The sequence below is a fragment of the Methylomonas sp. MK1 genome (genome assembly GCF_000365425.1).
In the GTDB taxonomy this organism is placed as follows: Bacteria; Pseudomonadota; Gammaproteobacteria; order Methylococcales; family Methylomonadaceae; genus Methylomonas.
Map to the genome: position 1 here is coordinate 2,791,285 of NZ_AQOV01000001.1, position 14,337 is coordinate 2,805,621.

Annotated in this window: 11 protein-coding genes; 7 read left to right on the forward strand and 4 right to left on the reverse strand. The window is 54.9% G+C overall.

Annotated elements, in window-relative coordinates:
* The first annotated feature begins 15 nt into the window (after positions 1–15).
* From G006_RS0113320 to G006_RS0113340, 5 genes are read left to right on the forward strand one after another with little or no spacing between them, the layout of a single operon-like run.
* Positions 16–1,296, forward strand: coding sequence for an HDOD domain-containing protein (locus G006_RS0113320; RefSeq protein WP_020483698.1), 1,281 nt, complete (start codon positions 16–18; stop codon positions 1,294–1,296).
* A 4-nt stretch (positions 1,297–1,300) separates the two neighbouring features.
* The gene (locus G006_RS0113325) at positions 1,301–2,590 is read left to right on the forward strand and encodes an HDOD domain-containing protein (RefSeq protein WP_020483699.1); all 1,290 of its coding nucleotides are present in this window, start codon (positions 1,301–1,303) and stop codon (positions 2,588–2,590) included.
* A 1-nt stretch (position 2,591) separates the two neighbouring features.
* A complete protein-coding gene (locus G006_RS0113330; protein ID WP_020483700.1) occupies positions 2,592–3,956 on the forward strand; it encodes an HDOD domain-containing protein in 1,365 nt (454 codons plus the stop codon).
* Positions 3,957–3,990: 34 nt separating this feature from the next.
* Positions 3,991–6,030, forward strand: coding sequence for an oligopeptidase A (prlC, locus tag G006_RS0113335; RefSeq protein ID WP_020483701.1), 2,040 nt, complete (start codon positions 3,991–3,993; stop codon positions 6,028–6,030).
* Between the two features lie 60 nt (positions 6,031–6,090).
* Positions 6,091–6,378, forward strand: a complete 288-nt coding sequence (locus G006_RS0113340) for a hypothetical protein (protein WP_020483702.1) — start codon at positions 6,091–6,093, stop codon at positions 6,376–6,378.
* Positions 6,379–6,441: 63 nt separating this feature from the next.
* Here G006_RS0113340 and tssJ read toward each other — a convergent pair whose 3' ends face one another.
* Positions 6,442–6,948 (reverse strand): type VI secretion system lipoprotein TssJ, encoded by a 507-nt coding sequence (gene tssJ / locus G006_RS0113345; protein ID WP_020483703.1) that lies wholly within the window; start codon positions 6,946–6,948, stop codon positions 6,442–6,444.
* Between the two features lie 237 nt (positions 6,949–7,185).
* Here tssJ and G006_RS0113350 point away from each other — a divergent pair, with 237 nt between their 5' ends.
* On the forward strand, positions 7,186–7,482 hold the full coding sequence (locus G006_RS0113350) for an antibiotic biosynthesis monooxygenase (RefSeq protein WP_026147042.1): 297 nt from the start codon (positions 7,186–7,188) through the stop codon (positions 7,480–7,482).
* 2 nt (positions 7,483–7,484) lie between these two features.
* The gene (locus G006_RS0113355; RefSeq protein ID WP_020483706.1) at positions 7,485–8,681 is read left to right on the forward strand and encodes an iron-containing alcohol dehydrogenase; all 1,197 of its coding nucleotides are present in this window, start codon (positions 7,485–7,487) and stop codon (positions 8,679–8,681) included.
* Here G006_RS0113355 and G006_RS0113360 read toward each other — a convergent pair.
* From G006_RS0113360 to G006_RS0113375, 3 genes are all read right to left on the reverse strand, one after another.
* On the reverse strand, positions 8,678–8,956 hold the full coding sequence (locus G006_RS0113360) for a hypothetical protein (RefSeq protein ID WP_026147043.1): 279 nt from the start codon (positions 8,954–8,956) through the stop codon (positions 8,678–8,680). The two genes, G006_RS0113355 and G006_RS0113360, sit on opposite strands and share 4 nt — an antisense overlap.
* 326 nt (positions 8,957–9,282) lie before the next feature.
* Positions 9,283–9,921: a hypothetical protein gene (locus G006_RS0113370; protein ID WP_152428861.1), complete on the reverse strand. Its 639-nt coding sequence runs from the start codon at positions 9,919–9,921 to the stop codon at positions 9,283–9,285.
* The gene (locus G006_RS0113375; RefSeq protein WP_020483709.1) at positions 9,911–14,287 is read right to left on the reverse strand and encodes an RHS repeat-associated core domain-containing protein; all 4,377 of its coding nucleotides are present in this window, start codon (positions 14,285–14,287) and stop codon (positions 9,911–9,913) included. Before G006_RS0113375 ends, G006_RS0113370 begins: the two co-directional genes overlap by 11 nt.
* Positions 14,288–14,337: the final 50 nt, after the last annotated feature.

Below are 14,337 nucleotides of genomic sequence, written 5' to 3' on the forward strand. Positions count from 1 at the left end.
GTTTACTGGAATACTATGAGTGGAATTAGAGCTTTTTTTGAAAAATCCCAAGCTAAAGGCAAACCGCAGAGCGGTGGGCAACGCATTACGCCGGAAACTCTAAAACAGTTATTCCCCATCAGGAATTTAAGCGACGAGATATTACAAACTTTCGCCACTGAAAATCACGTCGAAACCCTGCCAGCCGGCAGCACCTTGTTCAGCGTCAATCAGCAGGCGACTTGCGCAATGTATTTGTTGCGCGGCACAGTGATCCTGGCCGACCACAACGGCAAAAGCTATGAAATATCGGCAGGCAGCGCACAAGCCAAATTCCCGATATGCAGCGGTATCAAGCACACCGCCACCGCGACCGCCAAAACCGAGATAGACCTGTTGCGGGTATCCCTGAAAATCATGCTGACGCCGAGCCGCCAAGACCACGGCAAATTGTCCATTCCGGAAGGTTTGCATGACAACCGGCTATTGAGCTTATTCGTCGAACACTTTGAGAATAACGACCACGAGATAGAAATCCCCTCGCTGCCTGAAGTGGCGATCAATTTGCGCAAAGCCATCCAAAGAGATGTCAACATCGACGAAGCAGTCAAGATCATCCAGCTGGATCCGGCCATCTCCGCCAAATTGATCGAAGTTGCCAATTGTCCACTATATCTAACCAACGTACCCGCGAAAAACTGTAAGGACGCTGTCGTGCGTATCGGCTTGAATGCCACGCGCAACCTGGTAACCGCGCTGAGTATGAAGCAGATTTTCAAAAGCAAATCGCCGCTGATTAAAAATCATTTGGAAGATCTGTGGAAGCAAAGCCTTTATCTGTCCGGCCTGAGCCATGTGCTGGCCAGCCACAGCATGCAGCAAAATCCTGAGAATGCCTTACTGGCCGGATTGGTCTGCGACATCGGCGTGATTCCCTTTCTGAGTTTTACCGCCAACTTACCACCCGAATACCATAACGACGCCGAAATCATGGAAGCCATGCCCATCATCAAAGGCCCGGTCGGCGCCGTGGTGTTGAAAGAATGGGATTTTGCCGAAGAATTCATCGACGTGGCCAAGTCGTCCAGCGACTGGTTTCAAAACAGCGGCGATACCTTGACGGTGACCGATATAGTAGTCCTGTCCAGACTCCATGCCTTGATCGGCAAAAAAGCCACCGCCGATCTGCCGGCGATTACCGCCATCCCCGCCGCGGCCAAATTGAAAAACTTCTCTTTGTCTCCGGAAAATACGCTGGCAATCTTGCACGATGCCAAAACTAAAATTCACGAAGCATTGAGCATCTTTTCGTCCTAGCCGCATGATCTGGAAATTTTTAAAAAAATCACCGGACAAAACGCCGACAGAGAGCAGCCCCCCCGCAGCAACCGTCAACCAATTGCCCTTGAGCTACCTGCAAAAGCTCATCCCGCTGGGGGACTTGCCGGCGGCGGACTTGTTGGCAATACCGGTGACCATGCGGAACTTCAACCCCGGCGACATCATATTTAACCGCGGCGCCGAGGCCGAACAATTAAGCTATCTGTACACCGGCAACGTCTATCTGGAAGCGAATAATGGCGCCGGTTATACGGTCGAAGCCGATACTTTTAAAGCCTGTTATCCGCTGGCAACATCCGGCGAACACGCCTTCAGCGCGATTGCCAAATCACCGACCCAAATCATCTACATGCCGCTGTCCAACTTGCAGCGCAGCAGCAAACCCATCAACAATCCGCTGATCAACCCGGAGAGCATTCCGCCCAAGCTGCGAGACAGCTTTTTTTTCGACAGCTTTTGCGATGCGTTCAGAGCCGACAATCTGCATGTTCCCAGCCTACCGGATGTTGCCTTGCGTTTGCGCAGCGCCTTGCAAAAAGACATCAGCATCGCCGATGCGGTGAAGATTTTAAACCTGGACCCGGTTATATCCTCCAAACTGATTCAGGTGGCCAATAGCCCGATCTACCGTGGCAGCAACCCGATCACCAGCAGTCATGATGCAGTGAATCGGCTAGGCTTTAAAACCACGCAAAACCTGGTGACCAGCATCAGCCTGCACCAGTTGTTCAGAAGCCGCAACCGGCAATTGAACAACATTATTCAGACACTTTGGAAACAAAGCATCCAGATTGCCAGCCTCAGCCACACCTTGGCCGGACTAACCCGAAAAGTAAACGCCGACGAAGCCTTACTGGCCGGGTTAATTCACAATATTGGTGCTTTACCTATCGTCACCTTTGCCGAAAGCCTTGATATTTCAAAGTATACCGAAGAAGAATTACAGGCCAGCATCGCCTGTCTGCAAGGTTTGTTAGGCACCTATATTTTGAAAAAATGGCATTTCCCCGATAGTTTTCAGCAAATTCCCGTCAATACCACAAATTGGTACTTCGACGACGGCCAGGGTTTGCAGTTGTATGACGTCGTTTTGTTAGCCAAATTTCACAGCCAACTCGGCGGTGCCAACACCCAAAAACTGCCGCCACTCAACACCTTGCCTGCCTTTCAAAAACTGGACGATAGCGCACTGACGCCAGACATGTCGCTGAAAGCACTACAGGACGCAAAACAACAAATTGCCGAGGCCATAAACTTTTTCAGGACATAAGATGAACTGGTTTTCCAAGCTACTGGAAAAAAATACCGCCGCCAAAAAGTCAACCCCGAGAGCAGTGACATCTGGCGCTGAACAACCGTATAGTCAGCCAACCGACAGCGCGGCATCCAAACCCAACACCACCCATCAGCAAACTCTTACAGTCGCACAACTGAAAAAATTCGCTCCCTTGCGTGATCTGGATGACGCCGCCTTAAGCTCATTGCCGCATCTCAGTTTGGCCTACGCCAAGGGGGCGATTATTTTTACCCTGGGGCAACCGACCAGCAGCGTCCTGTATTTGTTGGCCGGACAACTGTCTATGCAGCCGGATAGTGCTAGCCGCTATCAAATCGACGCCGATTCCACGTTAGCCAATCTGCCGCTGAACAGCGGTAGCCGCTGCGGCGCTACCGCCACGGCGCTCAGCGATGTGCGCATTTTGGAAATCCCTATCCAACTCAACCGTTTGTGGACGGATAAAAGCCAGGAAAGCGCCAATTGCGTGGAGCTGGTCGATATTCAACTGCCGGAACCGATTAATGGCAGCCGCTTCTTCAACAGCTTCGCCCAAGCCTATCGGGAAAACAAACTCCGCCTGCCCTCCTTACCTGACGTAGCACTGAAACTGAAAGATGCGGTGCAAAAAGACATCGGTATCCGTGGGGCCGCTGACATTATTCAACTGGACCCGCCTATCGTGGCAAAATTAATCCAGGTGGCGAACAGCCCCTTGTATGCCACAGAAATACCGATCAACAATTGCCATGACGCGGTAGCCCGCATCGGCCTGAATGCGACGCGGAATCTGGTGATGGGCATCAGCATGAAACAATTATTCAGCTGCACCGACCCGGAACTCATGAAAGGCATGCAGACATTATGGAAAAACAGCCTGTATGTCTCAAGTTTAAGCTTCGTGTTGGCACAGGAGTGCAGCAACATCAACCCGGAGGACGCCCTGCTGGGCGGTTTGATTGCCGACATCGGCGCGATTCCCTTACTGCATTTTGCCGAACAATTTCCCGACGGCGGCCCCAGCTTTCAGGAACTAAAAACCGCGCTGCCCTATTTGCGCGGCCCGGTAGGTGTGCTGATGCTGCATACCCTCGGATTTCCCGAACAACTGGGCAACATTCCGCATCAAGCAGAAAACTGGCTGTACGACAGCGGCCCGGAACTAACGATGACCGACATCGTCATCCTCGCCAAATTGCACAGCTATTTCGGTTCCGGCAATGCCCGGGATCTGCCTTATATCAACTCGATTCCGGCTTACAGCAAACTAAATCACGGTAAACTGAATCCTGACTTTTCCTTGATGGTGTTGAAAAAAGCCCAAAACCGGGTCAACGCCGCCATGCATTTATTATCCTAATCATCCCGATATTCATATCAGACTGGCTGCCGACATGACCAATCCCTTGCTAGAAAACACCGAACTGCCGCAATTTTCTAAAATCCTGCCCGAACACGTAGAACCTGCGATCAATCAGTTGCTGAGCGACGCCCGGCAAACCATCGCACGCCAGCTGGAAGCCGGCGGCCCTTACACCTGGCAAAACCTGATCGAGCCCATCGAAGCCGCCGAGGACCGCCTCAACAAAGCGTGGTCGCCGGTCAGCCACATGAATTCGGTGGTCAACAGCGAAGCGATGCGCGACGCCTACAATGCCTGCCTGGGCAAACTCAGCGAATATGCCACCGAAACCGGCCAGAACCGGGCTTTATACGAGGCTTATCAGGCCATCCACGACAGCGCCGACTTTGCCGAACTCGACCGTGCCCAACAAAAAATCGTCAATAACGCCCTGCGCGATTTTCATTTATCCGGCGTGGACTTGCCTACCGAGCAACAAGCTCGCTACAAAGACATCAATCAGCAATTATCCAAGCTGGCCAGCCAGTACGAAGAAAATCTGCTGGATGCCACCAATGCCTGGCACAAGCAGATTACCCATATCGCCGACTTGGCGGGCCTGCCGGAATCGGCCCTGGCACAAGCCAAACAAGCCGCCGAAGCGGAAGGCAAGGAGGGTTGGCTGATCAATCTGCAATTTCCATCCTACCTGGCGGTAATGACCTACGCTGATAATCGGGAACTGCGCCGCGAACACTACGAAGCCTTTTGCACCCGCGCCTCCGATCAAGGTCCACATGCCGGCCGATGGGACAACTCGGAGATCATGGAGCAAATTCTGGCCTTGCGCCACGAAAAAGCCCAACTGCTAGGCTTTAACAACTACGCCGAATATTCGCTGGCCACCAAAATGGCCAAATCTACCGACGACGTCGTGAAGTTTTTGGAAGACCTGGCCGACAAATCCTGGCGCCAGGCCCGCCGAGATTTGACCGAACTAAAAGAGTTTGCCGCCGCCGAACACGGCCTAAACGACTTGCAAGCTTGGGACATCGGTTATTACTCGGAAAAAATGCGTCAGCATTTCTACCAACTATCGCAAGAAGAAGTGAAAGCCTATTTCCCCGACAGCAAGGCCGTACCCGGCCTGTTTGCCATAGTCGAGAAACTCTACGGCTTGCAAATCAGTGAAATCAAAGATTTCGACACCTGGCACCCAGACGCGCGCTTTTACCAAATCCTGGATAAAAACGGCCAATTGCGCGGTCGCTTCTTCCTGGACTTATACGCCCGCGCCAAAAAACGTGGTGGCGCCTGGATGGATGATTGTGTCTGCCGCAAAAAAATAGGCGACGAATTGCAAACACCAGTGGCTTACCTGACTTGCAACTTTACCCCACCGACCGGCAACGACCCGGCTTTGCTGACGCACGACGAAGTAGAAACCCTGTTTCACGAGTTCGGCCATGGCCTACATCATATGTTGACCCAAATCGATCATCTTGGCGTATCCGGTATCAATGGCGTCGAATGGGATGCGGTGGAACTGCCCAGCCAGTTCATGGAAAACTGGTGCTGGGAAAAAGAAGCACTGGGCCTGATCTCCGGCCATTACCAAACCGGCGAACCTCTGCCCGATGCCTTGTACGACAAAATGCTGGCCGCCAAGAACTTCCAAGCCGGCATGATGATGGTGCGCCAATTGGAATTTAGCTTATTCGATTTCAAGATGCACCAACATTACGACCCGGCCAAGGGCGGCCAGATTTACAGCATCCTGAAACAGGTGCGCGATCAAGTGGCCGTAGTCAAGGTCCCGGACTTCAACCGCTTCGCCCACAGCTTTTCGCATATTTTCGCCGGCGGTTACGCGGCCGGATACTATAGCTACAAATGGGCGGAAGTGTTATCGGCGGACGCGTTTTCCTTGTTTGAAGAAAAAGGTATCTTCGACCAAACCACAGGCGAGGCGTTCTTGCACAACATCCTGGAGCAAGGTGGCAGTAGCGACGCGATGACACTATTCAAAAACTTCCGCGGCCGCGAACCCAATATCGACGCCCTGCTCAGACATAACGGTATCGCTGCGTAAATTTTTCCCGCATTGCCTTGATGGGGGCCATCAAGGCAAGCGAGTTTCTAAGGAGTTAGCATGAAAAACTGCCCGCAATGCGGCCAGCCCAGATTAGGCGAGGAGTTTAAGTGTCCGCATTGCGATGTGTTCTATTCCCAGCTCGACGAATTGCTGTATGAAGAACAGCAAAAACAGGAAAGCCAGACGCTAAAAGGCGCGTTTAAACGCATTCGCGCCGCCGAAGAACGCTTGCAAGCTATGCGAGATGAACTGAAAACCCTGTGGCGCCACACCCCTTTAAAAACCAAGATCGTGATTTGGACGGTAGTAGCGTTCGTATTTGTGCTGGTCGTGCCGATTTTTTAAGCACTTTCAACGATCAGGGACTAAGGATTTGGCAACCCATAGTCCCGCAAATTTTTTCTTCGGTTAGTCTTCCTTAGGTGCGGGGGGCGGTGGCTCGGTTGGCGTATTGGTGACGGTTAAAGCATTCGCATCCAGTTTCAGTACAACCGCATTGTTCTGATGCGCCTTCAACTCGGTCAACGTGCGCCAGCCGGCATTATCCAGTTTACGAAAAGCCGCGAAAAAACCCAGTATCCGGGTATCGGCGGCTGGTTCGATCCGCAAGGTTTTATTCTCGCCGGGTTTTAACACCAACTCTTGCTTACGTACCAAATCCGCGCCCAATGTGGCCTGCTCTTTATCGAATATGGCAAAAAAATCGGCACCGTTAAAACCGCTTTGCTCTCGTAACTCATAGATTCTTAGCACCACCGGCGACGCCTTACCGTCGGCATCGGGGTTAATAGAAGCGGTGCTGTTTAGCGTCAACTCAACAACAGTAGGCGGTGGTGGGGCCGGCTGCTCGGGCACATCCGCACACGACGCCAGGATGGAAGCAAACAAAATCGGCAGTATTCTGGTTAACAACATACGATCATCCCTTAAAAAACATAAATGAATACATTCTGCCATAGACGTCCGTAGTTGGCGTAAGGATTCGATCAAAGGATCCACAAACAACCGTATTCAAAATTATTGCAAGATCGGGGCTTGGGCAGCCTGCAAATTAGAGTTCGCCCAAAACCCTAATACCCAGCCTAGCATTGCCATCGCCGCCAGTTTTGGCCTATGCTTAGCGGCTGGTATCACTTCTTCATTCGTTAAGCCATGCACGTTACCCTCGTTCACGTCCACGTCAAACCCGAGCATATCGACGACTTCATCGCCGCCACCCGCTTGAACCATTTAGCTTCGGTACGGGAATCCGGCAACCGCCGCTTCGATGTACTGCAAGTCCCGGACAACCCCAGCCAGTTTATCCTGTACGAAGTCTACGCAACCGCGGAAGATGCGGCGGCGCACAAACAAACCGAACATTATCTGGCCTGGCGCGACGCGGTCGCCGACTGGATGGCCCAGCCGCGCCAAGGCGTTCCATATAAAGCCTTGTTTCCGGAGGCTTGAGCATGCAGGCTTTCAAACCGTTTTATATTGCCCGCTTGCCCAGGATTTTGTTCGGCCGCAGCCGTTTAAACGAAGCGCCGGCGCTGATCGCCGGATACGGCCGCAAAGCACTGCTGGTCACAGGCAAGCAGTCGTTTTTCGGCACGCAGCGCTGGCAACGCTTTATTGACGATTTGGCCGGGCAAGGCGTCGAATGGCGGCATTGCATAGTGTCCGGCGAACCCTCGCCGCAATTGATCGACGACACGGTGGACCAATTCCGTAACGAGCATATCGAAGTCGTGGTCGCTATTGGCGGCGGCAGCGTATTGGATGCCGCCAAGGCCATCGCCGGCTTGCTCCCCAGTGGTGACTCGGTGATGGATTATTTGGAAGGCGTAGGCCGCAACAAACCGTATCGCGGCCCCAGCACACCGTTCATCGCGGTGCCGACCACCGCCGGCACCGGCAGCGAAGCCACCAAAAATTCGGTGCTCAGTGTGCAAGGCCCGCAAGGCTTCAAAAAATCGTTCCGCGACGAATGCCTGGTACCAGAATACGCCATCCTCGACCCGGACTTGTTGGCCAGCTGTTCGCCGGCACTACTCGCCGCCGACGGCATGGACGCATTGACGCAATTGCTGGAATCCTACGTCTCGGCCAAGGCCAATCCGTTCACCGACGCGTTGGCCTGGAGTGGCATGCAGGCCGTCAAAGACGGCTTTTTCGCAGCCTGGCACGGAGCCGAACCGGAAGCCGGCGAAGGCCGCGCTGCGATGGCTTACGCCGCGCTGTTGTCCGGCATCACGTTGGCACAAGTGGGCTTGGGTTCCGTGCACGGCTTGGCATCCCCCCTGGGCGCCTTCTTCCCGATCCCGCACGGCGTGGTATGCGGCACGCTAGTCGCTGTCGCAACCGACGTCAACATCCGCGCAATGCAAGCCCGCGAACCGGCCAATCCGGCCCTCGCCAAATACGCCGCAGTCGGCCGGTTACTAAGCGGCCAAAACGAACTAGACGACCAATTGGCCCGCGACGCATTGATCGCGCTGCTGGCCGACTGGAGTAATAGGCTGAAACTGGACCGTCTTAGCGTCTACGGTATTACCGAGGCCGACTTCCCGCACGTCATCGCCAATGCGCGCGGCAGCAGCATGCAGACCAATCCGATTGTGTTGGCGGATGAGGAGATTGGTGAAATTTTACGAAAAAGACTTTAATTCTGGCTAGCCTTGATGAATGCCGAGATGATCCAGATGGTAGTGGTAGAGGCATTCCCGCTGGCTTGGGTGTTGTCCTGTTCGTGCAGCGCCAAGGTCCGGAAGCTGCCGGGTTCGAATAGATAGGTGCGGCTGCGCTGGTGATCGGTTTCCGCCAGCAGGCGCGGGCCGTCGTATTGAAAACGGGTTTCGCCTTGCGCGGTGTGCTTGGCGATGCACCGGCCCAGGGCGTCGTAGCGGTAATGAGTGGCGCCTTGCGGGGTTTCGACGCGCACCAGGCGGTTGTCGCTGTCGTATTGGTAGCGGGTGACAATGTGGCCGGCCTTGCCGCGTTTTTCTTATATTCGGTTGCCGTCCGAACGAGAACCAAGCTTTCTGATTCAGGGCTTAACTGCGAATCAGTGCACTTCCTTGCGCACGATTACGCTGACGCTAACCGTACCTGCGGGCTGAATGCCTGGCGAGGTGGGGCAGATGGAGGCTTACATAGCTACAATCTAAAGCACAAGGTGAGCCGAATATCCCCTTAGCCTGACAGACACCTATAAAAATCCAGTAACTACCAGATTAAGTTTCAACCACTACAAATTATAGGTCTGAATTAATTCAGCAATGTTCTTACAAGTTCCGGATTACCAAGCACCAAAAACCCGACCTCGCAATCATCAAATTCACCAATTTTCTTAAAAATCAATGCACCCTTATTTTGTAAGGAAACAAGCATTTTAGAATCCTCGTTAAGGTCACCGCTCCATCCCATTTCTAGCACATCTCGAATTCCACAATGACCAGGGAAGGCAACAATATAAGCGCAACGCTCATCCGCAATAGCCTTAATAACATCCTCGATTGCATGTTCATAGAATTGAGTTGCTCCAAAAAATTTCACTTTCCCATTGCTTTCCATGAGAATCTCAAGTGAATTTTCTGAATCAGGTATAACCATTCCCCTAGCTTTCAGTGCTCCCCAAAGCTTTCGATAACGAACAACACGCGTATCGGGCTGCCAAGCGGAATTACCGATCAATAGCCAAACACCGTATTCCGGAATATTTTTCGAAAATAAACCAAAAATAAAGCGCAAAATCATACAAAGCGAGTCACGGGAAGGAACATTCTTAACAGTCCAACTGGCCCCTGCAACAACATGGTCGCTCGGCCATACACCTTCCTTGAAATTAAAAACTTCGTTTTTTTCTGATAGATCATCAGTAACCCCAACCATGATTTCAGTAGTCATAATGGTTACCTGCTTCGTCATTGAAGTGCGCCCCCCGATTTTGAGAGTTGCCAACTCCGAAATCATGACCACCTGCGTCATCACGAATCCTAACGGTTTTAGTACCTCCACCCGATGTGGGAACCTCATATTCGTATATCCGACCTGGTTGGGTGTTACCCCGCCGATCCACATTCGGCAGTACCCGGCTCGGTTGTTGACTCGTCGGAACACCCGATTGACGCTTAGCCTCATTGAAAGCGCCGCTCCGTCCTGAACCACGGGGGCTCATGTTGGGAGGCCTTGTCTCGTTCTGAAGCCCGCAATCCTTTCCGGTCAATCCTAAAGGATCAATCCAGTTCACTGGATTCTGAACATATTGGTAAAGATTACTTCCACCGGCCAACCCAATCGGATCCTGATGAATAAACCGCCCCGCATTAGGATCGTAATACCGGTTCAGGTTGTAATGCAAACCGGTTTCGGCGTCGTAGTACTGGCCTTGAAAGCGTAGCGGATTGTCGATTTCCTCAATATCTGCCAGGGCTAGGTTGCCGTAGGCGCGGTAGCTGGCAGACCAGACGATGTGGCCTTGGCTGTCGGTCAGCTCCCTAGGGGTGCCGAGATGATCCAGGTGGTAGTGGTAGGTGGTTCCGCCGGCTTGGGTGTGGTCCTGTTCGTGCAGCGCCAAGGGTCGGAAGCTGCCGGGTTCGAATAAGTAGGTGCGGCTGCGCTGGCGGTCGGTTTCCGCCAGCAGGCGCGGGCCGTCGTATTGAAAACGGGTTTCGCCTTGCGCGGTGTGCTTGGCGATGCGCCGGCCCAAGGCGTCGTAGCGATAATGGCTGACGCAGTTTGGGGTTTCGGCGCGGATCAGGCGGTTGTCGCCATCGTATTGGTAACGGGTGACGATTTGGCCGGCTTTGCCGCGTTTTTCCTCGATCAGGTTGCCGGCGGCGTCGTAGGCATAGTGGCGGTCGCCCATCATCAACAAGCGGTCGCCTTCGATTCGGCCGCCTTCCGCGCTGGCGCCCAATAGGTTGCCGGCTGGGTCGTGAACGAAGCTTTCCGGACTGAGGCCTTCGCTGCGTATCAGCCGGGCGGCGGGGTCGTAGTGGTATTGGCTGCGGCCCTGGCGCAGGTCGTCCAGTTCGCGGAGCTTACCGGCCGCATCGTAGTTGTACTGGCGACCGATGAGCGCCGCTTGGCCTTTGAGCGCGGCGCGTTGCCGCAACAAGCGCCCCAGCGGATCGTAGTCGTAGTCGGTGTTGAGTTGGCCTTGGCTACGGCCGATTTCCCGGCCCAGTTCGTCGTAGCGGTGGCTGGTCAGGGTTTGGCCGTCGAATTCGATGCTGTCCAGGTAGCGCTCGCCGAAACGGTAGTCGATGCGATGCCGGTCCGGGGTTTCGGTGTGGATGCGCCGGCCCAGCAGGTCGTATTTGTGGCGGACGATGGCACCGTTCTGGTTTTCCTGGTTGATCTGACCCAGTGCGTTGTACCCCAACAGCACCAGGCTGTCGGCATTTTTGGCCAGTTGCAAGCGGCCCAGCGGATCGTAGCCGTATTGGCTCAGGCTGCCGTCGGCGGCATGCTTTTTTAGCAGCCGGCCGAGACGGTCGCGTTCGAAGTGGGTGACGCTCCAATCGCCGTCGGCGCCGGGTTGCAGGTAGGCTTCCAGCGCACCGGCGGCGTTGTAGCGGTAACGCTGGATACGGCCGTCGAAGCCGATTTCTTCGACCAGATTTTCGTCGCGGTCGTAGTTAAGGCTGTAGGTTTCGCCTTTCGGGTTGATCAGGCCGATCAGATTGCGTTCGCTGTCGTAGCGATAACGCATTTCATGACCCAGCGGATCGATGCGGGCGGTGGGCTGGGACAGGCCGTCGTCGTAGCGATATTCAGTGGTGTTGCCCAGGCCGTCGATGTAATGAGTCAACAAGCCGGCAGCGTTGTAGCGCAATTGCACAGTGCTGCCGTCCGCGTGTTGCACGGCCGTGACCCGGCCGGCGGCATCGTAGCCGTAACGGGTGGTGCGTTTGTCTTGATCGATAATCGCGACGACACGATCGTCATCGTCGTATTGGTAGCGGGTCTTGATGCCGTCGAAGCCGATCTCGCCGACCAGGCGCAACTGTTCGTCCCACAACAGCGAGCGAGTCCGGCCCAGCGCATCGGTGATGCGCACCGGCACGCCTTGAGCGTTGTATTGATACTGGGTGACCGCGCCATTGGCGGCGACGGTTTCTTCCAGACGGCCATTAGCGTCGTAGCGGCGTAGCCAACGCTGATCCAAGGCATCGATTAACTCGACCGCGTTGCCTTGTTTGTCGTACTTGACGCGCTGACTAAAACCCAGCGCATCGGACACACCGGTCAAGCGGCCTTCCTGATCGTAACTAAAACGCGTGATACCGCCGTCGGGCGCCACGGTTTGCGCCAGTTGGTTATCGGCATTGTAGCTGTGGCGGGTTTCCCGGCCTTCCGGGCTACGCTCCGAGAGTAACAGGCCTTGCGGGTCGTGCCGATAAATCGCGACGCCGCCGCGCGAGTCAATGGCATGACTGACGCCGTCCGGCAACCATTCGAAGCGGTAATCGTAGATTCCGTTATCGCCCCAGTTGTGCAGACATTTGCCTTGCGGCGTGTCTTGATCCCATTCGAAATAAAAGTTAAAGCCGCTGGGCAGGGTGCGACGGGCGATGACATGGTTTTGATAGGCGTAGGTTTCGCCTTGATCGAGCCGGTCGCGAGCACCGATTAAATCGCCTGCGTCGCTATACAGATAGCTCACCAGCGGCTCGCCGGCCGCTTCGAATCCGCTTCCGACACGTTTGCCGGGACGAATCGCGACAATGCGCCGGCCTTGGCGCTCGAACAGTAAATGTTTGTTCCAGCTGGCGGAGATGCGCTCGACGTCGCCGTTGGCGTCGCGGTGAAAATACAGGCTTTGGCCCTGGCTGTTGTGCCAGGCCCGCAGAGGGCAACGGCCAGACCGACCGGTGAAGGTTTTCGCCAAACCGCTAGGATCGACGATGCGATACTGGCCGTTTTCCCGGTACAGGCGAACCTGTTCCGGTAGATTAATGCTATAGGCTCCGGGCTTGGGCAACGGCAAATCGATACGCTGACCATCGGCATTGCAGAACGTCACGCGCTCGCCGATTTCCAGCCATTCGTCCAACGGCGTCAGCCAACCATAGCCCAATTGATGATCGACATCGGATTGGCTGCTACGGTAATAACGCCGCCAAGCCAAGGGCAATGGGCCATCCCAAGTAAAGTCGATTTTTTCCAGCATTTCCTCGCCGGTGAGCATGCTGATCGGCTCGCCGGCGGTTTTGCAATCCTTACCCGGACATGCGGTTTGTTTGGAGGTGGAGGCCCCGCCAGCGGCTTCCCCCTCCGCCGCCGCGCCCGCGCGTGCCGGCGCTTTACCGGATGCCGATTTGCCGGTTGCTTGCGATGGCGTTACTGCTTCCGAGGCGGCTCCCGATTCGCGGGCCAAGCCTTTTTTTCCGCGTAAAGAACGCACTTTTGCCAACAGCGCGACGAAGGCCGCAACACCGATCACCGCGATTGCGTCCGCCAGATGCGTGGCAGCTTCGTCTAGATCTTGTTCATTGCCGGCAGTGGCCGTGATCGCCAAAAATTCGCCCAAATCGCGGGCGACACCGAATACCGCGAGCCCGAACATCAGGATGCCGCCGACCAGCATCAGAATATCGACGATTTCGCCAACCCCAAACACGTGGGCGCCAGCCCAAATAACCAATGTTGCGGCCATGATCGCCAAGCTTTCCGGACTGAGCAGCACTTCAAACTCGCGGCGCATACTGCCGGGCAGTTTCGGCGCGGTTAAACGCAAGGCTTCGGAGAATTTGCGCTCCAGCGTCCAGCTCCCCACCGTTTCCACCGGTATCGGCATAGGCATGTTAGGCGCGGGAGCCGGTTGGACCGCGCTACTACTGGCACTTGCGGGTGGCGGTGGAGGCATCGGTGCAGCGACTTTCGCTTTATCCCCCTTCAGCAGATAAAACCAGGTGTCTTTGCCTACGATGCTGTCGGCATTAATGCCGACGCTTTGTTGATACTGGCGCACGGCATTCGCAGTAGCCTGAGCAAACCGCCCATCAAGGACCAAGTTTGGCGACGGACTAAGACAGGCGTTAAGTAAGCTTTGCAACTGCCGAACCTCGGCACCTTGCGAGCCCGGCTTTAATGTCGGTAAACCGCTACGAGTCGGTACTATACGCGGCGCGGCCTTGGCCGGTTGGCCGGGTAATACGCCTATGGGTGTCGGCCGTGGCGAAGCATCGCGGATCGTCGTGCCGGCGTCGATGTTGCGCGGCCTGATCTCGGAACCCGTTGGCCTGGGGTCTTTCCATCCGGCCATCTATGCCGTCCTCGGAGGCAATGCGATAGAGAAGACTGACGAAGCCTCCT